This window comes from Streptomyces sp. NPDC060366 (assembly GCF_042725135.1).
Taxonomy (GTDB): Bacteria; Actinomycetota; Actinomycetes; order Streptomycetales; family Streptomycetaceae; genus Streptomyces.
This window is the reverse complement of sequence record NZ_JBHXDC010000007.1, coordinates 306,247-326,027: the sequence shown is the minus strand read 5'-3', so window position 1 is coordinate 326,027 and position 19,781 is coordinate 306,247. Positions and strand designations below refer to the sequence as shown.

At 69.8% G+C, this 19,781-nt stretch carries 18 protein-coding genes; 3 read left to right on the top strand and 15 right to left on the bottom strand.

The features are described 5' to 3' along the window. Window positions 1-154: 154 nt before the first annotated feature. Window positions 155-832 (top strand): DUF2470 domain-containing protein, encoded by a 678-nt coding sequence (locus tag ACFWHU_RS20135; RefSeq protein ID WP_387226031.1) that lies wholly within the window; start codon window positions 155-157, stop codon window positions 830-832. A gap of 42 nt (window positions 833-874) precedes the next feature. Here the strand turns inward: ACFWHU_RS20135 and ACFWHU_RS20130 are convergent, their stop codons facing one another. The 4 genes from ACFWHU_RS20130 to ACFWHU_RS20115 form a co-directional block, all read right to left on the bottom strand. Continuing rightward, the gene (locus tag ACFWHU_RS20130; RefSeq protein ID WP_387226028.1) at window positions 875-2,242 is read right to left on the bottom strand and encodes a replication-associated recombination protein A; all 1,368 of its coding nucleotides are present in this window, start codon (window positions 2,240-2,242) and stop codon (window positions 875-877) included. Window positions 2,243-2,315: 73 nt separating this feature from the next. Beyond that, the gene (locus ACFWHU_RS20125) at window positions 2,316-2,951 is read right to left on the bottom strand and encodes a vitamin K epoxide reductase family protein (RefSeq protein WP_078078313.1); all 636 of its coding nucleotides are present in this window, start codon (window positions 2,949-2,951) and stop codon (window positions 2,316-2,318) included. Between the two features lie 156 nt (window positions 2,952-3,107). Next, a complete protein-coding gene (hisS, locus tag ACFWHU_RS20120) occupies window positions 3,108-4,370 on the bottom strand; it encodes a histidine--tRNA ligase (protein WP_385801472.1) in 1,263 nt (420 codons plus the stop codon). Between the two features lie 13 nt (window positions 4,371-4,383). Further along, window positions 4,384-5,097, bottom strand: coding sequence for an MBL fold metallo-hydrolase (locus tag ACFWHU_RS20115; protein WP_387226117.1), 714 nt, complete (start codon window positions 5,095-5,097; stop codon window positions 4,384-4,386). Between the two features lie 180 nt (window positions 5,098-5,277). Between ACFWHU_RS20115 and ACFWHU_RS20110 the strand changes: the two genes are divergently transcribed. Both ACFWHU_RS20110 and ACFWHU_RS20105 read left to right on the top strand, forming a co-directional pair. After that, complete coding sequence (locus tag ACFWHU_RS20110) at window positions 5,278-6,066, top strand: peptidylprolyl isomerase (protein WP_387226026.1); 789 nt, start codon at window positions 5,278-5,280, stop codon at window positions 6,064-6,066. Between the two features lie 248 nt (window positions 6,067-6,314). Then, complete coding sequence (locus ACFWHU_RS20105; RefSeq protein WP_385801478.1) at window positions 6,315-7,544, top strand: DUF349 domain-containing protein; 1,230 nt, start codon at window positions 6,315-6,317, stop codon at window positions 7,542-7,544. Window positions 7,545-7,622: 78 nt separating this feature from the next. Here ACFWHU_RS20105 and ACFWHU_RS20100 read toward each other — a convergent pair whose 3' ends face one another. The 11 genes from ACFWHU_RS20100 to pdxS form a co-directional block, all read right to left on the bottom strand. Further along, a complete protein-coding gene (locus ACFWHU_RS20100) occupies window positions 7,623-10,250 on the bottom strand; it encodes a RelA/SpoT family protein (protein WP_385801480.1) in 2,628 nt (875 codons plus the stop codon). A 274-nt stretch (window positions 10,251-10,524) separates the two neighbouring features. After that, complete coding sequence (locus tag ACFWHU_RS20095) at window positions 10,525-11,070, bottom strand: adenine phosphoribosyltransferase (protein WP_387226024.1); 546 nt, start codon at window positions 11,068-11,070, stop codon at window positions 10,525-10,527. Next, window positions 11,067-12,206, bottom strand: coding sequence for a protein translocase subunit SecF (secF, locus tag ACFWHU_RS20090; protein ID WP_385801484.1), 1,140 nt, complete (start codon window positions 12,204-12,206; stop codon window positions 11,067-11,069). Before secF ends, ACFWHU_RS20095 begins: the two co-directional genes overlap by 4 nt. A gap of 1 nt (window position 12,207) precedes the next feature. Beyond that, complete coding sequence (secD, locus tag ACFWHU_RS20085) at window positions 12,208-14,010, bottom strand: protein translocase subunit SecD (RefSeq protein WP_385801486.1); 1,803 nt, start codon at window positions 14,008-14,010, stop codon at window positions 12,208-12,210. A 144-nt stretch (window positions 14,011-14,154) separates the two neighbouring features. After that, window positions 14,155-14,655: a preprotein translocase subunit YajC gene (gene yajC, locus ACFWHU_RS20080; protein WP_385801488.1), complete on the bottom strand. Its 501-nt coding sequence runs from the start codon at window positions 14,653-14,655 to the stop codon at window positions 14,155-14,157. Between the two features lie 164 nt (window positions 14,656-14,819). Continuing rightward, window positions 14,820-15,941, bottom strand: a complete 1,122-nt coding sequence (gene ruvB / locus ACFWHU_RS20075; protein ID WP_385801490.1) for a Holliday junction branch migration DNA helicase RuvB — start codon at window positions 15,939-15,941, stop codon at window positions 14,820-14,822. Window positions 15,942-16,036: 95 nt separating this feature from the next. After that, on the bottom strand, window positions 16,037-16,663 hold the full coding sequence (gene ruvA, locus ACFWHU_RS20070; RefSeq protein WP_387226020.1) for a Holliday junction branch migration protein RuvA: 627 nt from the start codon (window positions 16,661-16,663) through the stop codon (window positions 16,037-16,039). After that, window positions 16,660-17,217, bottom strand: coding sequence for a crossover junction endodeoxyribonuclease RuvC (gene ruvC, locus ACFWHU_RS20065; RefSeq protein ID WP_385801494.1), 558 nt, complete (start codon window positions 17,215-17,217; stop codon window positions 16,660-16,662). Before ruvC ends, ruvA begins: the two co-directional genes overlap by 4 nt. Window positions 17,218-17,404: 187 nt before the next feature. Next, on the bottom strand, window positions 17,405-18,157 hold the full coding sequence (locus ACFWHU_RS20060; RefSeq protein ID WP_387226017.1) for a YebC/PmpR family DNA-binding transcriptional regulator: 753 nt from the start codon (window positions 18,155-18,157) through the stop codon (window positions 17,405-17,407). Between the two features lie 62 nt (window positions 18,158-18,219). Then, window positions 18,220-18,825, bottom strand: coding sequence for a pyridoxal 5'-phosphate synthase glutaminase subunit PdxT (pdxT, locus tag ACFWHU_RS20055; protein WP_385803480.1), 606 nt, complete (start codon window positions 18,823-18,825; stop codon window positions 18,220-18,222). Next, window positions 18,815-19,729, bottom strand: a complete 915-nt coding sequence (gene pdxS, locus ACFWHU_RS20050) for a pyridoxal 5'-phosphate synthase lyase subunit PdxS (protein WP_383840635.1) — start codon at window positions 19,727-19,729, stop codon at window positions 18,815-18,817. Before pdxS ends, pdxT begins: the two co-directional genes overlap by 11 nt. Between the last annotated feature and the right edge of the window lie 52 nt (window positions 19,730-19,781).

Sequence of the window (19,781 nt, the reverse complement as noted above, 5' to 3'; positions counted from 1 at the left end):
GGTTAGGCTCACCTTACTCAAAGGAGATCGCATGTCTCGTCGCCCTGGGAACACCACACGCATCACAGACAGTCTCGACGCGCAGGGCATCGATACGACGGAGGTCCGATCAGCTCATGGTCAGCCGCGTCCCAGCGGGCTTGAAATCGCCCGGATGCCGTCAGCAGCCGAACGCACACGAACTCTCGTACAGAGTACATGCTCAGCGGTGCTGCTCGTCCCGGGCCTGGACGCGCTGCGGCCCGACCAGTTGATGCCGGACGCGCGCACCGTCGACACCGACGGTGACGTGCTGCTGGCCTTCGCGGCCGACTCCCCCGTCGTCAGGGCGGCGACGCACGCGCAGGCCGACGAACTGGCCGCGGTGCTGGAGGTGACGGATGTCGCACCCGTCTCCGTGCCCCACCGTATCCGGGGCCGCGCCTGGGTCTCCGGCTGGCTGACGCGCCTCCCGCACGGGGCGGAGCCCGGCCGGACAATGCTGCGGCTGGAGGTCGGCGAGGCGTTCGTGGACGACCTGTGGGGCGCGGAACCGGTGGAGGCGGACGAGTTCGCCGCGGCCGAACCGGACCCGCTGTCGGAGCACGAGGCCGAACTGCTCCAGCACTTGCACGCCGCGCACAGCGCCGAGGTGCGGACGCTGCGCTCGCTGCTCGGCGAGCGGTCCGGCGGGACGGCGGCCGTACCGGTCGGTGTGGACCGCTTCGGACTGCGGGTGCGCTTCACGGGCGTCAACTGCTTCGACGCCCGCTTCGACTTCCCCGAGCCGGTGCGTGACGTGGGCGAACTGCGCCGCGCCATGCACGCGCTGTTCGACGCCGCGAGCCGCTGAGCGGCTGAGCGGCTGCGGGACGATCGGAAGAACGCGCACCGCTCAGTTGGAGGGGGCGTCGCCGCGCAGCCGGTCGCGGACCTTCTCGACCACGTCCGCGTACCGCGCCTCCGCGCCGTACCGCGTCGGTTCGTAGTACCGCTTGCCCCGTACCTCTTCCGGGGCGTACTGCTGCGCGGCGATACCGCCCGGCACGTCGTGCGGATAGACGTACCCCTGCGCGTGACCGAGCTTGGCCGCGCCCTTGTAGTGACCGTCGCGAAGATGCGGCGGTACGGGACCGGCCAGCCCCTTCTTCACATCCTCCAGCGCGGCGGAGATCGCGGCCATCGCCGCGTTCGACTTGGGGGCCAGTGCCAGCGCGATGGTGGCGTGGCTCAGGGTGAGCGCCGCCTCCGGGAAGCCGATCATCGCCACGGCCTGGGCCGCGGCGACGGCGGTGGGCAGCGCCGTCGGGTCCGCCAGGCCGATGTCCTCGCTGGCCGAGATCATCAGCCGGCGGGCGATGAACCGGGGGTCCTCGCCCGCCTCGATCATGCGGGCCAGATAGTGCAGGGCCGCGTCCACGTCCGAGCCCCGGATCGACTTGATGAGCGCGCTCGCCACGTCGTAGTGCTGGTCGCCCTCGCGGTCGTACTTCACGGCCGCGCGGTCGACCGTCTCCTCGACCGTGCCGAGGCTGATCTCCTTCTCGCCCTTGGAGATCGCGGCGCCCGCCGCCGCCTCCAGGGCGGTCAGGGCCCGCCGGGCGTCGCCCCCGGCGATCCGCAGCAGATGCGCCTCGGAGTCGTCCGGGAGGGAGACCGCGCCGCCGAGGCCGCGCTCCTCGGTGAGCGCGCGCCGCAGCAGGGCGCGCAGGTCGTCGTCAGTGAGCGGCTCCAGCGTCAGCAGCAGGGAGCGAGAGAGCAGCGGGGAGATGATCGAGAAGTACGGATTCTCGGTGGTGGCCGCGATGAGCGTGATCCAGCGGTTCTCCACGGCGGGCAGCAGGGAGTCCTGCTGGGCCTTGCTGAAGCGGTGGATCTCGTCCAGGAACAGGACGGTCTCCTTGCCGAAGCCGCCGGACGCGCGCCGGGCACCGTCGATGACGGCGCGGACCTCCTTGACGCCCGCGGTGATCGCGGAGAGCTCCACGAAGCGCGCGTCGGTGGCCTTGGAGACGACATAGGCGAGGGTCGTCTTGCCCGTACCGGGCGGGCCCCAGAGAAGCACCGACGAGGGGCCGGCGGGTCCCCTGCCCTGCCCGGCCCGCTCGACCAGTCGCCGCATCGGGGAACCGGGCTTCAGCAGATGCCCCTGGCCGACGACCTCGTCCAGGACTCGGGGGCGCATCCGTACAGCGAGGGGGCTGCTGGACGGGTCGTTCTCCTGGCGGTCTTCGGCCGCTGCGGTAAAGAGGTCGGGCTCCACATTCCGAAGCCTATGTCAGCCCACCGACAGTGCGACCAGGGCGATCGGCGCCATGGGCGCGGAACCGGTGCGGTCAGCTCGTCCAGAAGTCCCACCAGCGGGTCAGGATGAGCATCCCGATGATCCCGATCCACAGCACGGGCAGCACCCAGTGGAACTCGCCCATCGCGCCGCGAAGCCACCGGGGCGCCGGGATGATCCCGCGTGTGACGTTGTGCGTGGTGACGTAGGAGAACATCACGATCGTCGCCACCCACGCGAGACAGCACCACAGGCACAGCGAGTTGATGTTGTACAGCGACTGGTACTGGAGCCAGGTGCAGAAACCGACGCCGAACAGCATCCCGGCGTTCAGCCCGAGCCAGAACCACCGCCGGTACCGCGCCCCCGCCAGCAGCCCCAGGCCCACACACACCACGACCGCGTAGGTCACCAGACCCAGCATCGGATTGGGGAACCCGAAGGCCGACGCCTGGTCGCTCTTCATGATGTTCCCGCACGAGACCACCGGGTTCAGACTGCACCCCGGCGTGAAACTCGGGTCCTCCAGCAGCTTGAACTTGTCGATCGTGATCACCCACGACGCCAGCACACCCGCGGCGCCCGTCACCACCAACAGCCACGCCAGCACCCGCCCCGCCCCGATGGGACCGGTGGCGCCGTGCTCCGCCCGGTCGGCGGACACGTCGTCAAGCGCTGCACTCGTCATATCGCCGTTCCATCACTCGTGGCCTGCACCTGAAGCAGAGGGCTCAGCCATTCTGCCGCAACGGTGCCCGTGTCCACCGTTCGCTGGACATAAGGAGGTACGCGAAAGACCCCGGACACTCGGTGGCGTCCGGGGTCTTTTCGCTGTCCCGCGCGGTCAGACGAGCTTCGCGGTGAGGTCGGCCACCAGCGCGTCGAGCGGTACGGGCTTCTGCTCGCCGCTCTCCATGTCCTTGACCTGGGCCACACCCTCGGCGAGATCACGCTCACCGGCGACGATCGTGAAGCGCGCGCCCGAGCGGTTGGCGTTCTTCATGGCGCCCTTGAGCCCCTTGCCGCCGTAGCTGAAGTCCGCCGCGACCCCGGCCCGGCGCAGCTCGGTGACCACGCCGAACAGCAGCCGGCGCGCCTCCTCGCCGAGCGGCACCGCGAACACGCTGGTGGCGGGCGGCAGTTGGAGCGTGATGCCCTCGGCCTCCAGTGCCAGCACCGTACGGTCCACACCGAGCGCCCAGCCGACGGACGGCAGCGCGGGGCCGCCGATCATCTCCGAGAGCCCGTCGTAGCGCCCGCCGCCGCCGACCGCGGACTGCGCGCCGAGGCCGTCGTGGACGAACTCGAAGGTCGTACGGGTGTAGTAGTCCAGGCCCCGTACGAGCCGTTCGTCGTCCTCGTACGCGACACCCGCCGCGGTCAGCAGGTCGCGCACCTCCGCGTGGTACGCCCGGCACGCCTCGCACAGGTAGTCGCGCAGCTTCGGGGCGTCGGTGAGCTGCCGCCGTACGTCGGGCCGCTTGTCGTCGAGGACCCGCAGGGGGTTGATCTCGATACGCCGACGGGTGTCGTCGTCCAGGTCGAGGTCGCGCAGGAAGCCCTGGAGCGCCTCCCGGTAGACGGGGCGGCACTCCTTGTCGCCCAGGGAGTTCAGCAGGATGCGGAAGCCGCGCAGCCCGAGTGAGCGGTACGCCTGGTCGGCGAGGATGATCAGCTCGGCGTCGAGCGCCGGGTCCTCGGCGCCGATCGCCTCGGCACCGACCTGCGAGAAGTGGCGGTAGCGGCCCTTCTGCGGGCGCTCGTAGCGGTAGTACGAGCCCGAGTACCAGAGCTTGACGGGGAGGTTGCCGGCCTTGTGCAGGTTCGCTTCGAGCGCCGCGCGCAGTACGGAGGCCGTGCCTTCGGGGCGCAGCGCAAGCTCGGAGCCGCCCTTGGTGGTGAGGGTGTACATCTCCTTGGTGACGATGTCGGTGGACTCGCCGACGCCGCGGGCGAAGAGTTCGACGTCCTCGAAGCCTGGGGTCTCGATGTAGCCGTAACCGGAGTTCTTCAGCGGTGCGGAGATCGCCTCGCGCACCGCGAGGTACACGGCGGAGTCCGGCGGGATCAGGTCGTACGTGCCCTTGGGGGCCTGAAAGGTGTTCATGGGATTCGCTGCGTCACATTCCTCGTCGCGGAGCGGCGCTCTCGCCGCTTCCGTAGCCTGCGGCCACCTCGCGCAGATACGGGTTGGTGGCTCGCTCCCGGCCGATGGTCGTCTGGGGGCCGTGGCCGGACAGCACCACGGTCGAGTCGTCGAGCGGCAGGCACACACGGCCCAGCGATTCGAGCATCTCGGCCGGATCGCCGCCGGGCAGGTCCGTGCGTCCGACGGAGCCGGCGAACAGCAGGTCACCCGAGAAGAGGACGGGCGGAATGTCCGCGGCCTCGGGCACCCTGAAGGTCACCGACCCCTTCGTATGGCCGGGCGCGTGCGCGACGCCGAGGCGCAGGCCCGCCAGTTCCAGCTCCACGCCGTCACCCAGCTCCTTGACGTCGTCGGGCTCCCCCACGGTCAGCTCGCCCATGAGCGGCATCCCGATGGAGCGGCCGAGGGCCTTCTCGGGGTCGCTCATCATGTACCGGTCCGACGGGTGGATCCACGCGGGCACCCCGTGGGCGCCGCACACGGGGACCACCGACGCGACGTGGTCGATGTGGCCGTGGGTGAGGATGACGGCGACGGGCTTGAGACGGTGCTTGGCGATCGTCTCCGCGACGCCCTCGGTGGCCTGGTGGCCGGGGTCGATGATCACGCACTCCTCGCCCGCGGCGGGGGCGACCAGATAACAGTTGGTCCCCCAGGCCCCGGCCGGGAACCCGGCAATAAGCACGATCGTCCTCAAATGTCGTCCGTCGGGAGATTGCAGCAGATCAGAGCCTACCGGCGCTCCTCATTACACAGGTAACCCATATACCGTACGGGGCTAGTCAGGCGTTCATAGGACTTGGTACGGGGCATCGCCTGAGCACCGCTTTCAACAAGGCCCACGAAGACACGAGGAGACGACCCGGTGGTCAACAGCGAGCAGCGCCGGCGCCAGCTTGCCAGGGAGAAGTTCGAGCGGCAGCAGCAGCGCCGGGCGGAGAATCGCAACAAGGCCCGGCGCCGTAACGCGGTCATCGCCGCGGCGCTGGCCGTCGTGGTGGCGGCGGGTGGCGGCGCGTACGCCATCGCGGGTCTGACGGACGACGGCGGCAAGAAGGACAGCGCCGCGGACAACCCGTCGGCGCCGCCGTCGCCGAGCGAGAGCAAGCCCGCCGGGCCGAAGATGACGATCGACGCCAAGGCCAAGTACACGATGTCGCTCAAGACGAGCCAGGGTGACATCGGTATCGAGATGGACGCGGCGAAGACGCCCGAAACGGTGAACTCCTTCAAGTCGCTCGCCGACAAGAAGTTCTTCGACAGCACGAAGTGTCACCGCCTGACCACGGAGAACATCTTCGTCCTCCAGTGCGGCGACCCCAAGGGCGACGGTACGGGCGGTCCGGGCTACACCATCGCGGACGAGAATCTGGACGCGCTCGGCAAGCCCGCCGCGGACGGCGCGGTGACCTACCCCGCGGGGTCGGTGGCGATGGCGAATACCGGCCAGCCGAACAGCGGTGGCAGCCAGTTCTTCCTCGTCTGGAAGGACACCAAGCTCCCGCCGTCGTACACCCCGTTCGGGACGATGGACGCCGACGGCCTGAAGACCGTGAAGGCCGTCGCCGCCGGAGGTGTCACCGGTGACAACAAGGGTGACGGTGCGCCGAAGAAGACCGTCACGATCGAGAAGGGCACCGTCGACAAGACGTGAGAGCGGGTGACCGGCGGCCCGGCCCATGGCACGGCCCCTCGGAGCACCCCACTGCCGGACCCCGCGAATTTCGGCCGTGCGGAGTGCGGACAGCCGGGCCGCCGGTCACCTAGATTGGCGTTGTGCGGCGCGCGGATCGGCTTCGGCGGATCGGCTTTCGCGTCGCGGAAGACGGGCGAGGCCCGTCCAGGAAACTGTGGACGATGCCCGGGGGGCACCCCTCGCAGGCATCAGGTGGAGGAGGCGCTGTGAGCAGCGACCCGTGGGGCCGTGTCGACGAGACAGGCACCGTGTACGTGCGCACGGCCGAGGGCGAGCAGGTCGTCGGATCGTGGCAGGCAGGCTCTCCCGAGGAGGCTTTGGCCTACTTCGAGCGCAAGTACGAGGGCCTGGTGGTCGAGATCGGCCTTCTTGAGAAGCGGGTGAAGACCACCGATCTCTCGGCCAAGGACGCGCAGTCCGCCATCGACCATCTGCGGGCGCAGGTGGACGAGCATCACGCCGTCGGGGATCTCGCCGCCCTGCGTACGCGTCTCGACGGGCTTGTCGCCACGGTCGAGGCGCGCCGTGAGGAGCGCAAGGTACAGAAGGCCAAGCAGACGGACGCCGCGCGTGAGTCGAAGCAGGCTCTGGTCGCGGAGGCCGAGGAACTGGCCGTGAGCGACCAGTGGCGGTCCGCGGGTGAGCGGCTGCGCGCGCTGGTGGACATCTGGAAGGGCCTGCCGCGGCTCGACCGGAAGTCCGACGACGAGCTGTGGCACCGCTTCTCGCACGCGCGCTCGGCGTTCTCCAAGCGCCGCAAGGCGCACTTCGCCTCGCTCGACGCGCAGCGCGAGGAGGCCCGTAAGGGCAAGGAGAAGCTGGTCACCGAGGCCGAGGCGCTTTCGGGCTCGACCGACTGGGGCGGGACCGCGGCCCGGTACCGCGAGCTGATGACGGAGTGGAAGGCCGCGGGCCGCGCGCAGCGCGAGGCCGAGGACGATCTGTGGAACCGCTTCCGCGGCGCCCAGGACGTCTTCTTCGCCGCCCGCGGTGAGGTCTTCGCCGAGCGGGACGCGGAGCAGACGGAGAATCTGAAGCTCAAGGAGGAGCTGGCGACCGAGGCCGAGCGGCTGCTCCCGGTGACGGACCTGAAGGCGGCCCGTGCCGCGTTCCGGGCGCTCAACGAGCGCTGGGAGGCGATCGGGCATGTGCCGCGCGACGCCAGGCCCCGCGTCGAGGGCCGGATGCAGACCGTCGAGCGGGCGCTTCAGGAGTCCGAGGAGAACGAGTGGCGCCGTACGAACCCGGAGGCGCGTGCGCGTGCCGCGGGTCTGACGGGCCAGCTCCAGGCGGCCGTGGACAAGCTGCGTACGCAGATCGACACGGCGCGTGCCTCGGGCAACAACGCCAGGGCGGACAAGCTGGCGAGGGAGCTCGAAGGCCGGCAGGCGCTGCTCGACCAGGCGCTGAAGGGTCTTCAGGAGTTCGGCGGCTGACGCAGACGTACGAAGGAGCGGCCCGGCGGTGATCCCACTGCCGGGCCGCTCCTTCGTACGTGTGCGTCGGCCGCCGAACTACGGCCTGCGGGCGGACGTGACCCGGTAGACGTCGTACACGCCCTCCACGCCCCGCACCGCCTTCAGTACGTGCCCCAGATGCTTCGGATCGCCCATCTCGAAGGTGAAGCGCGAGGTGGCGACCCGGTCGCGGGACGTCTGGACGGCCGCCGACAGGATGTTGACGTGCTGGTCGGACAGCACGCGTGTGACGTCGGAGAGCAGCCGGGACCGGTCAAGGGCCTCGACCTGGATGGCGACGAGGAAGACGGACGACTGGGTGGGCGCCCATTCGACTTCGAGGATCCGCTCCGGCTGCTGCGACAGGGAGTCGACGTTGACGCAGTCCGCACGGTGTACGGAGACGCCGCTGCCGCGCGTGACGAAGCCGATGATCGGGTCGCCCGGGACCGGCGTACAGCAGCGGGCGAGCTTCACCCACACGTCCTCGACGCCCTTGACGACCACACCGGGGTCGCTGCTGGAGCGGCGCTTGGAGCGTCCGCGCGAGGGCGGTGCGCTCTCGGCGATGTCCTCGTTGGCGGCCTCCTCGCCGCCGAGCGCCTGTACGAGTTTCTGTACGACGCCCTGCGCGGCGACATGGCCCTCGCCGATCGCCGCGTACAGGGAGGAGATGTCGGGGTAGCGCATCTCGTGCGCGAGCGTGACGAGCGAGTCGCCGGTGAGGATCCGCTGGATCGGCAGGTTCTGCTTGCGCATCGCCTTGGCGATGGCGTCCTTGCCGTGCTCGATCGCCTCGTCGCGGCGTTCCTTGGAGAACCACGCGCGGATCTTGTTCCTGGCCCGTGGTGACTTGACGAAGCCCAGCCAGTCCCTGGAGGGTCCGGCGCCCGACGCCTTGGAGGTGAAGACCTCCACCAGATCGCCGTTGTCGAGGGTCGATTCGAGGGGGACGAGCCGTCCGTTGACCCGCGCTCCTATGGTGCGGTGGCCGACCTCCGTATGGACGGCGTAGGCGAAGTCGACGGGGGTGGCCCCGGCCGGCAGCGCTATGACGTCACCCTTCGGCGTGAAGACGAAGACCTCGTTGCGCGACAGGTCGAAGCGCAGGGACTCCAGGAACTCGCTGGGGTCCTCGGTCTCCTTCTGCCAGTCGAGCAGCTGGCGCAGCCACGCCATGTCGTTGACGGTGTCCTGGCCGGCGCCCTTGCCCACGTTCTTGGGCACGTCGGTACGGACCTTGGACGCCCCGGCGACGGCCTCCTGCTTGTACTTCCAGTGCGCGGCGATGCCGTACTCGGCGCGGCGGTGCATGTCGAACGTACGGATCTGGAGCTCGACGGGCTTGCCGCTGGGTCCGATGACCGTCGTGTGCAGCGACTGGTACATGTTGAACTTGGGCATCGCGATGTAGTCCTTGAACCGCCCCGGTACCGGATTCCACCGGGCGTGGACGGTGCCGAGCGCCGCGTAGCAGTCGCGGACCGTGTCGACGAGCACCCGGATTCCCACCAGGTCGTAGATCTCGGCGAAGTCCCGGCCTCGCACGATCATCTTCTGGTAGACGCTGTAGTAGTGCTTGGGCCTGCCGGTGACGGTCGCCTTGATGCGGGCGGCGCGCAGATCGGACTGGACCTCGTCGGTCACTATGGCCAGGTACTCGTCGCGCTTGGGCGCCCGCTCGGCGACGAGCCGGACGATCTCGTCGTACATCTTGGGGTAGAGGATCGCGAAAGCGAGGTCCTCCAGCTCCCACTTGATGGTGTTCATGCCCAGGCGGTGGGCCAGCGGCGCGTAGATCTCCAGCGTCTCGCGGGCCTTCTTCTCCTGCTTCTCCCGCTTGAGATAGCGCATGGTGCGCATGTTGTGCAGCCGGTCGGCGAGCTTGATGACCAGGACGCGCGGGTCCTTGGCCATGGCGACGACCATCTTGCGTACGGTCTCGGCCTGAGCGGCCTCGCCGAACTTGACCTTGTCGAGCTTGGTGACGCCGTCGACCAGGAGCGCGACCTGGTCACCGAAGTCCTTGCGGAGCGTGTCCAGGCCGTACTCGGTGTCCTCGACGGTGTCGTGCAGCAGTCCCGCCATCAGCGTGGCCGGGTCCATGCCGAGTTCGGCGAGGATCGTCGTCACTGCGAGGGGGTGGGTGATGTACGGGTCGCCGCTCTTGCGCTTCTGGCCGCGGTGCCAGCGCTCGGCGACCTGGTAGGCGCGCTCGATCTGACGGAGTATGGCCGTCTCGATCTTGGGGTCGTTGATGCGTACGGTCCGCAGCAGCGGTTCGAGGACCGGGTTGTACGGCGACGAGCGCTGGACGCCGAGACGGGCCAGCCGGGCGCGTACACGGTTGGAGGACCCACCGGAGCGCGAGGGGGCGGCGGGGGCGGGCTTGGGGGCGGTGACGGGGACCGGGAGCTGGCTCTTCGCGGGAGAGGAGCCGGTTGCGGGCGCCGGGGCGGGAGCCGCGGTGGGCGCGGGGGCCGGGCCGGTCGCCGGGTCCAGGGGCTTCGACGCGCTCCGTGCCGGCTCGGATCCGTTACGTCCGGATCCGTTGCGTTCGGCAGGCGTCTGCGCAGCCGTCCCCGCCCCGTCCGCCGGCTTCTGCGGCGTGGCAGGCGCCGCTGTGGCCTGGTCTGCGTGCGGATCGGGCTGGGCGGCGGCGAGTGGCTGGGCCTCGTCTGGCAAGAGCGCTCCTCGTGCGTTTCCGGGTCCCCCGGTCAGGTCCGGAACGGCCATGGTATCGACCCCGTCGCGCCGGTGCTCACGAGACCGCTGCTCGCGCGGGCGCGCACACGCCCTCCCACTCCCCCGCGGGGGAGGTCGGAGCACCTGCCGAAGAGACGCGGAGGGATTCCGGGGTGATGAAAACAGAACGCGGACGCTCCGGGTGGAATTCCCGGAGCGTCCGCTTATGTCGTATTTCGTCACGGCGATATCTCGTCACCCGTGACGAGACGGGTCAGACCTTGATCAGTGCCTCCAGCGGAGCGCCGCGCAGATGCGGCTCCAGCCGGTCCCTGCCGCCCAGGAAGCCCAGCTCCAGCAGGACGGCCACGGCCACCACCTCGGCGCCGGCCCGGCGTACGAGTTCGACCGAGGCCGCGGCGGTGCCGCCGGTGGCGAGCACGTCGTCGATGACGATGACGCGGTCGCCCTCCTGGAGGTCCTCGGCGTGGACCTCCATCTCGGCGCTGCCGTACTCCAGGTCGTACGCCTGCGACAGCGTCGCACCGGGCAGCTTCCCCGCCTTGCGGACGGGGATGAAGCCGATACCGGCCCGCACCGCGACCGGCGCGGCCAGGATGAAGCCGCGCGCCTCCAGGCCGACGATCTTCGTGGCACCCTGCCGCACCGACAGCTCCGCGAGCGCGTCGGTCAGCGCCGTGAACGCCTTCGGATCCGCGAGCAGCGGCGTGATGTCCTTGAACTTCACGCCCGGCTTCGGATAGTCGGCTACGTCACGGATCCGGCTGAGGAGCAGTTCCCTCGTACTGTCGTCGGTCATCGACGCTTCCCCGAGGGACGGCCGCGGCCACGGCCGCCGTGGCTCCGGGGACCCGCGACCGCGGCGGCGGGCGGGATGTCCCGCTCCGAGGTCTCGCCGTCGTCAGGCTCCAAGTCCCTCGGCTCGTCCGGGCCCTCGTCCGAGTAGTCGGGCGCCTCGCCCCTGGCCGCGGCGGCCTTCCGCTTGGCCAGGACGCGCTTCTTCAGTGCCCTTATCCCCGGCTCGCGCTCCTTGAGGTCGGCGACCAGCGGAGTGGCGATGAAGATCGAGGAGTACGCACCGGCGGCGAGGCCGACGAACAGCGACAGCGAGATGTCGTTCAGCATGCCGGCGCCGAGGACACCGCCACCGATGAACAGCAGACCGGCGACCGGCAGCAGCGCGACCACGGTGGTGTTGATGGAACGCACCAGGGTGGAGTTGATGCTGCGGTTGGCGACCTCGCTGTAGGTGAAGCGCGTCTGCTTGGTGATGTCCTTCGACCCCTCCTTGAGGCTGTCGAAGACCACCACCGTGTCGTACAGGGAGTAACCGAGAATGGTCAGCAGACCGATCACCGTACCCGGGGTGACCTCGAAGCCGACCAGCGCGTAGACACCGACCGTGATCGTGAGGTCGTGGATCAGGGCGATCAGCGCGGCGACCGCCATTCTCCATTCGAAGGCGATCGCCAGATAGATCACCACCAGGATCATGAAGATCCCGAGACCCGTCCACGCCTTGTTGGCGATCTGGTTGCCCCAGCTCGGACCGACCAGGTCGGCGTTGATCTTCTCCTGGGGGATGTTCAGATCTTTGGCGAGCTGGGACTGCACCTTGTCGGCCTGCGCCGTGTTCAGCTCGGTGACCTGAATACGCAGGCCGCCGTTGCCGAGCTTCTGGACGATCGCGTCGTGGCCGGAGGCCTCCTCCGCGTGGTCCTGCGCCGCCGCCACGGAGATGCTCGTCTTCGGGGTGTTGAAGACGGCACCGCCCTTGAACTCGATGCCCATGTTGAGCCCCCGCACCGCCAGGCCCGCGATGGCCGCGATGGTGATGAGGATCGAGAGCGCGTACCAGAACTTGCGCTTCCCGACGAAGTCGTAACCGACTTCGCCGCGGTAGAGCCGGGCGCCGAGATCGCCGAGTCGCGACATCTCACGCCTCCTTCGGGTCGGTGGGGGCGCCGAGACGGCGGGGGCTGCGGCGCAACGGCGGTTTGGCACCGAGGCGCTTCGGGTCGAGACCGGACCACGAACCACCGCCCGAGAAGAACTTCGTGCGGGCGACCAGCGTCATGATCGGCTTCGTGAAGAAGAACACGACGACGACGTCGAGCAGCGTGGTCAGACCGAGCGTGAACGCGAAGCCCTGGACCTTGCCTACGGTGACGGTGAACAGCACGGCCGCGGCGAGGAACGACACGAAGTCGGACACCAGGATCGTGCGCCTGGCCCTCGGCCAGGCTCGTTCGACGGCCGGCCGCAGCGTACGGCCCTCTCTGATCTCGTCACGGATTCGTTCGAAGTACACGATGAACGAGTCTGCCGTGATGCCGATCGCAACGATCGCACCACACACCGCGGGAAGGTTGAGGGCGAAGCCGATACCTGGCCCGAGCAGAGTCATGATCGCGTACGTCATGACCGCCGAGGCCAGCAGGCTGATGATCGCGATCAGCGCGAGACCCCGGTAGTAGAGCACCAGGTAGATGATCACCAGGGCGAGGCCGATGGCGCCGGCGATCAGACCGGCGTGCAGCTGCTCGCCGCCGAGCGCGGCGGTGACCGTGGTGACGGTCTCCTCACGGAAGGTGAGGGGCAGCGCGCCGTACGACAGGATGTTGCCCAGGTCCTGCGCGGACTCCTGGGTGAAGTTGCCGGAGATCTCGGCGTTGGCGCTCAGCGTCTGGCGCACCGAGGGCGCCGAGACGACCTCACCGTCGAGGACGATGGCGAACTGGTTCTGCGGGGCCTGCTGCTGCGAGAGCTTGCTGGTGATCGCCTGGAACTTCTTCGAGCCACCGCCCGTGAAGTCCATCTGGACGATCCACTGGCCGGTCTGCTGGTTGATGGTGGCGTTGGCGTCGTCGACGTCCTTGCCGCCCACCTCGGCGGGGCCGAGGATGTACTTCTCCCAGACTCCGTCGTTCTCGCCGCAGGCCAGCGTCGGCTCGCCCGGCTTCGCGTTGTCCCCGAGGGCGCCCCTGGCCTTCTCGTTCGTGCAGTCGAGCGCGACGAAATCGGCCTGGAGCTTCTCGGTCGCGGGGTCGGCGGGCGGCGTCGCGGGCTCGCTCGCCGACGGGCTGCCGGAGGGGTCGGGCTTACCGGAGCCGGACGGCGTGGGCGTCGCGTCGGCCTTCAGGTCCTCCGTCAGGGCGCGGCCCTGGGTGGTCTCGGAGGCGCTGGGAGCCTCGGCCGCCGGCGGGTCCGCCGACTCCTTGTCCGGCTTGTCGCCGCCCTTGTCGCTGCCCGAGGGGCTGGGGCTCTTCGACGAATCGGCGCTCGGGGCGGGGCTCGCGTCCGGCGGCGGCTGCTGCGCGGCGGGGTCGCCCGGACCGAGGGTCAGGACAGGCCGGAAGTACAGCTGAGCGGTGGTGCCGACCTGCTCACGAGCCTGCTGGGAGTTCGTGCCCTTGGGGATGTTGACAATGATGTTGTCGGATCCCTGGGTCTGAACCTCGGCCTCCTGAACGCCGAGACCATTCACACGACGCTCGATGATGCCGACCGCGGTGTTCATGTTGGTCTCGTTGACCGCGTTCGCCTGGCCCGGCGAGCTCTTGGCCTTGAGCGTGATGGTCGTACCACCGGCGAGGTCGATGCCGAGGCGCGGCGTGAGCTCGCCGGCCCCGAACATCCCTCCGACGAGGGCGATCATCGCGATCAGGAACAGAATCAGGGTGCGCCCCGGCTTTCCCGGGGCCCCCGTCTGCCTTCGGCCCTTCTGAGGTGCTGCCACCTTTTCGTTTCTCCCTGTCCAACCGCCCCACGCCGGGTGAGCGACGGAGCGGCAACGAAGTGTTGTGGGGACCTGCACATGCGAATGTGGGCATGCTCCGGGAGCCGCGGTGCGCCCGGGGGCGCCGCGCGGTACCGGACGTGACTACTTCGCGCCGCTCTCGCCGTCGGCCTTGCCGTCCTTGACGGACTCGGCCTTCTCGGCGTCCGCGTCGGCCTTGGGCGCCTCGACGTCGTCGGCCGCGGCGGCGGCGTCGGCGGGCTCGTCCTTCTTGCCCAGGTCGAGCTTCGGAGCGTCGGCGTCCTCGGTCAGCGAGGAGGCGTCGTCGGGGACGACGGGAGCGTCGTCCTCCGGCTCCTCCTCGTCGCCGTGCACGATGCGGTTGTACTCCGCGTCGGTGAGGACCGCGCCGATGGAGTTCTTCGCGTACACGGCGTGGACGGCCGGGGCGACCTCAAGGAGGACCGTGTCGTCGTGAACTTCCTTGACGGTGGCGTACATGCCCCCGATCGTCCGGACACCGGTGCCGGGCTGCATCTCGTCGCGCATCTGCGCGGCGGCCTGCTGCTTCTTCTTGGCGGACCGGGTCATCAGGAACATGGCCCCGATGAGCACGATGAAGGGGAGAAGGGTCACGAGACTCACGGGAGGGAACTTCCTTCGCACGACCGCGCTGTCGAGCGGCCTGGTATACGGGGGTGGGTAGCCGACCGTTACGGGCGGCATCGGCGGAGTCTAAGCGAGTCCGCATCATTGGAACAACGCCCAGCATGGCACCGGGGTTCCTGCCGGGGCGAGTGACTGCGCGCTCACGCCCCGAACAGCCCCGGTTGTCCGCTTGCGCCCGGCCCCGGCAGGGGTGGCGTGAGGCCGAGGTGCGCCCATGCCGCGGGGGTCGCCACGCGGCCTCGCGGCGTACGGGCGAGCAGCCCCTCCCGTACCAGGAAGGGCTCGGCGACCTCCTCGACGGTCTCGCGCTCCTCCCCCACCGCGACGGCGAGGGTCGACAGGCCGACCGGTCCGCCGCCGAACAGTTTGAGCAGGGCCTGGAGCACGGCCCGGTCCAGTCGGTCGAGGCCGCGTTCGTCGACCTCGTACACCCGAAGGGCTACGGCGGCGATGTCGCGGTTGATGTAACCCTCGGCCTTGACCTGCGCGTAGTCGCGGACCCGGCGCAGCAGTCGGTTGGCGATCCGGGGCGTGCCCCGTGAGCGGCCGGCGATCTCGGCGGCCCCGTCCGCGTCGATCTCCAGGTCGAGCAGGTGCGCGGAGCGGTGGATCACCCGTTCCAGCTCGACGGGCTCGTAGAACTCCATCTGTGCGGTGAAGCCGAAGCGGTCGCGCAGCGGGGGCGGCAGCAGTCCGGCCCTGGTGGTGGCACCGACGAGGGTGAAGGGCGGCAGCTCCAGCGGGATGGCGGTGGCGCCGGGGCCCTTGCCGACGATGACGTCGACACGGAAGTCCTCCATGGCCATGTAGAGCATTTCCTCGGCGGGCCTGGACATCCGGTGGATCTCGTCGAGGAAGAGGACCTCGCCCTCCTGGAGGGAGGAGAGGATCGCGGCGAGGTCGCCCGCGTGCTGGATGGCGGGGCCCGAGGTGATGCGGATGGGGGCGCCCATCTCGGCGGCGATGATCATGGAGAGGGTGGTCTTGCCGAGGCCGGGGGCGCCGGAGAGCAGGACGTGGTCGGCGGTGGCGCCGCGGGCGAGGGCCGCCTTCAGGACGAGGTCGAGCTGTTCGCGTACGCGCTCCTGCCCGACGAACTCGTCCAGCGACTTGGGCCGCAGCGCCGCCTCGACCGCCTGGTCCTCGCCGTCGGCCGACGCGGCGACGAGCCGGTCGGCCCCTTCGGCCGGGTCGGGTCCGCCGGTCGGGTCCGCCGGGGGTACGCCTCCCGGCGTCCCGCTGCGGCTGTCGTCCCAGTTCACTGTGGATCACCTCGTGGAATCGGGTCGTCCGTGGACGGTCCCGTGGAGTTCGGCCGGCGCGGGCCGCTCGGCATGGCGGGGGCGGCGGGTCCGGGTCAGCGTGTCCGGTTGAGCGACTGGAGCGCGGCGCGCAGGAGTCGCGGTACGGCGGGGGCCTCGCCCGCCGCGATCGCCGCCTCGGCCTGGGGCGCGACCAGCGCGACCGCCTCGTCGGCCTCCCTCGTCGCGTACCCGAGGCCGATCAGTGCCGAGTGGAGCTGATCGTTCCAGGAAGCGGGGGCGGGGGCGCCGGCGCCCTGTCTGCCGATGTGCGTACCGAGAGGTTCGCCGAGGCGGTCCTTCAGCTCCAGCAGCAGCTTCTGGGCGCCCTTCTTGCCGATGCCGGGGACGGCGGTCAGGGTCTTCTCGTCACCCGTGGCGACGGCGACGCGCAGTGTGTCGGGGGCGTGCACCGCGATCATCGCCTGGGCCAGTCGCGGACCGACGCCGCTCGCGGTCTGGAGCAGTTCGAACGTCTGGCGCTCGTCGTCGTCGGCGAAGCCGTACAGCGTGAGCGAGTCCTCCCGGACGACCAGCGACGTGGCGATCCTGGCCTCCTCGCCGATCCGCAGCCCGGCGAGGGTGGCCGGCGTGCACTGCACGAGCATGCCGACGCCGCCGACCTCGATCACCGCGGTGGTCGGGGCGAGGGCGGCTACCGGGCCGCTGACGAAGGCGATCATCGGGGGACCTTCCGTACGGGTACGTGGCTGGAGGGGCGGGACGCCTTGGCGGCGGCGTGCGCCTGCTGGAGGCGGTTGACCGCGGGGGCGCGCCAGATGTGGCAGATGGCCAGGGCGAGGGCGTCTGCCGCGTCGGCCGGTTTGGGCGGGGCGTCGAGCCGCAGCAGCCGGGTCACCATGGCGCCGACCTGTGCCTTGTCGGCGCGTCCGCTGCCCGTGACGGCGGCCTTGACCTCGCTGGGGGTGTGCAGGGCGACGGGGATGCCGCGGCGTGCGGCGCAGAGCATGGCGACGGCGCTCGCCTGGGCCGTCCCCATCACCGTACGGACGTTGTGCTGGCTGAACACCCGCTCCACGGCGACCAGTTCGGGCCGGTGCTCGTCCAGCCAGGCTTCCACGCCCCGCTCGATGTCGACCAGTCGCGATCCGAGGTCCGCGTCGGCGGACGTACGCACGACTCCGACACCCAGCATCGTCAACGGGCGCCCGGCGACGCCTTCGACGACGCCGACACCGCACCGCGTCAGTCCGGGGTCCACGCCCAGTACTCGCATCGCGCCCATCCCCCTCGCACTCTCGGTCCCGCTCGATCACACGTTCTGCCGGTGAGTCAGAACCCCTGATCAGCACAGTATCGGTCGGCACCGACAACGCGGCGGGCCGACGGGGGGCGTGTCCCCGTCGGCCCGCCGTGTGAAGCCGAGTTGGCGCCGGCGACCGCCCGCCGCCGGCAACCGCGGGTCAGGCGTCGACCTTCTCCATGACGTCGTCCGAGACGTCGAAGTTGGCGAAGACGTTCTGCACGTCGTCGCTGTCCTCCAGCGCGTCGATCAGCTTGAAGATCTTCCGTGCGCCGTCCTCGTCCAGCTCGACCTGCATGGTCGGAACGAAGTTGGTGTCGGCCGAGTCGTAGTCGATGCCGGCCTGCTGGAGCGCCGTGCGGACCTCGACGAGGTCGGTGGCCTCGCTGAGCACCTCGAAGGACTCACCGAGGTCGTTGACCTCCTCGGCGCCGGCTTCGAGGACCGCGCCGAGGACGTCGTCCTCGCCCAGCTCGCCCTTGGGGACGATCACGACGCCCTTGCGGTGGAACAGGTACGACACGGAGCCGGGGTCGGCCATCGAGCCGCCGTTGCGGGTCATCGCGACGCGGACGTCGGACGCGGCGCGGTTGCGGTTGTCGGTGAGGCACTCGATGAGGACGGCGACACCGTTGGGCCCGTAACCCTCATACATGATCGTCTCGTAGTCGGCGCCACCGGCCTCCAGGCCGGCGCCGCGCTTGACGGCCGAGTCGATGTTCTTGTTCGGCACCGAGCTCTTCTTCGCCTTCTGGATGGCGTCGAAAAGGGTCGGGTTACCGTCGACGTCGGCGCCGCCGGTGCGGGCCGCGACCTCGATGTTCTTGATCAGCTTCGCGAAGAGCTTGCCGCGCTTGGCATCGATCACGGCCTTCTTGTGCTTCGTCGTAGCCCATTTAGAGTGGCCGGACATCTGCCTGTCTCCTTCGCGTAACCAATTCTGCTCCGTTCGGCAGAGATCCTACCGGGATCCCCTCACCCCGCGGAGCGCACCATCTCCGTGAAAAAGGCGTGCAGCCGGTGGTCTCCGGTGAGTTCGGGGTGGAAGGCGGTCGCGAGGGCGTTGCCCTGTCGTACGGCGACGACATGCCCGCCGTGCTCGGCGAGCACCTCCACCTCGGCGCCCACGGACTCGACCCACGGCGCCCGGATGAAGACCCCGTCCACCGGTCCCACACCCGTGACGTCGACGGCCGCCTCGAAGGACTCGTTCTGCCGCCCGAAGGCGTTCCTGCGGACGATCATGTCGATCCCGCCGACGGTCTCCTGACCCGAGCGCGGGTCGAGGATCTTCTCGGCGAGCAGGATCAGGCCGGCGCAGGTGCCGTAGACCGGCATCCCGGCGCGTACACGCTCGCGCAGCGGCTCCAGCATCCCGAAGAGGACGGCCAGTTTGGACATGGTCGTGGACTCGCCGCCCGGGATCACCAGGCCGTCGACGGCGGCCAGTTCGTCCGGCCGCCGTACGGTCGTGGGCACCGCGCCGGCCGCCTCCAGGGCGGCCAGGTGCTCCCGTACGTCGCCCTGGAGGGCCAGGACGCCGATCAGCGGGCCGCGCGCGGCGCCCAGGTCACCAGCCACGGTTCGCGTAGTGCTCGGACTCGGGCAGGGTGTCGATGTTGATGCCGACCATGGCCTCTCCGAGGTTGCGCGAGGCGTCCGCGACGATCTTCGGGTCGTCGTAGAAGGTCGTGGCCTTGACGATGGCGGCGGCGCGCTTGGCGGGGTCGCCGGACTTGAAGATGCCGGAGCCGACGAAGACTCCCTCGGCGCCGAGCTGGCGCATCAGCGCGGCGTCCGCCGGGGTGGCCACGCCGCCCGCGGAGAACAGCACGACGGGCAGCTTGCCCAGCGCGGCGACCTCCTTGACGATCTCGTACGGGGCGCGCAGCTCCTTCGCGGCGGCGTACAGCTCGTTGTTGTCGTAGCCGCGCAGCCTGGCGATCTCGTTCTTGATCTGGCGCAGGTGACGCACGGCCTCGACGACGTTCCCGGTGCCGGCCTCGCCCTTGGAGCGGATCATGGCCGCGCCCTCGGCGATACGGCGCAGGGCCTCGCCCAGGTTGGTCGCACCGCAGACGAACGGTGTGGTGAAGGCCCACTTGTCCGCGTGGTTGACCTCGTCAGCCGGGGTCAGCACCTCGGACTCGTCGATGTAGTCGACGCCGAGCGACTGGAGGACCTGGGCCTCGACGAAGTGGCCGATGCGGGACTTGGCCATCACCGGGATCGAGACGGCCTCGATGATGCCGTCGATCATGTCGGGGTCGGACATGCGCGCGACGCCGCCGTCCTTACGGATGTCGGCGGGAACGCGCTCCAGCGCCATCACGGCGACCGCGCCCGCGTCCTCGGCGATCTTCGCCTGCTCGGGCGTGACGACGTCCATGATCACGCCGCCCTTGAGCTGCTCGGCCATGCCGCGCTTCACGCGCGCGGTGCCGGTCTCGGGGGTCTGGCCGGGGGTGGGAAGCGTGCTGGACACGGGACGACCTCACTGGGGAACGGGAAGGGAGCGGTTCGACGAGCTGAGCAAA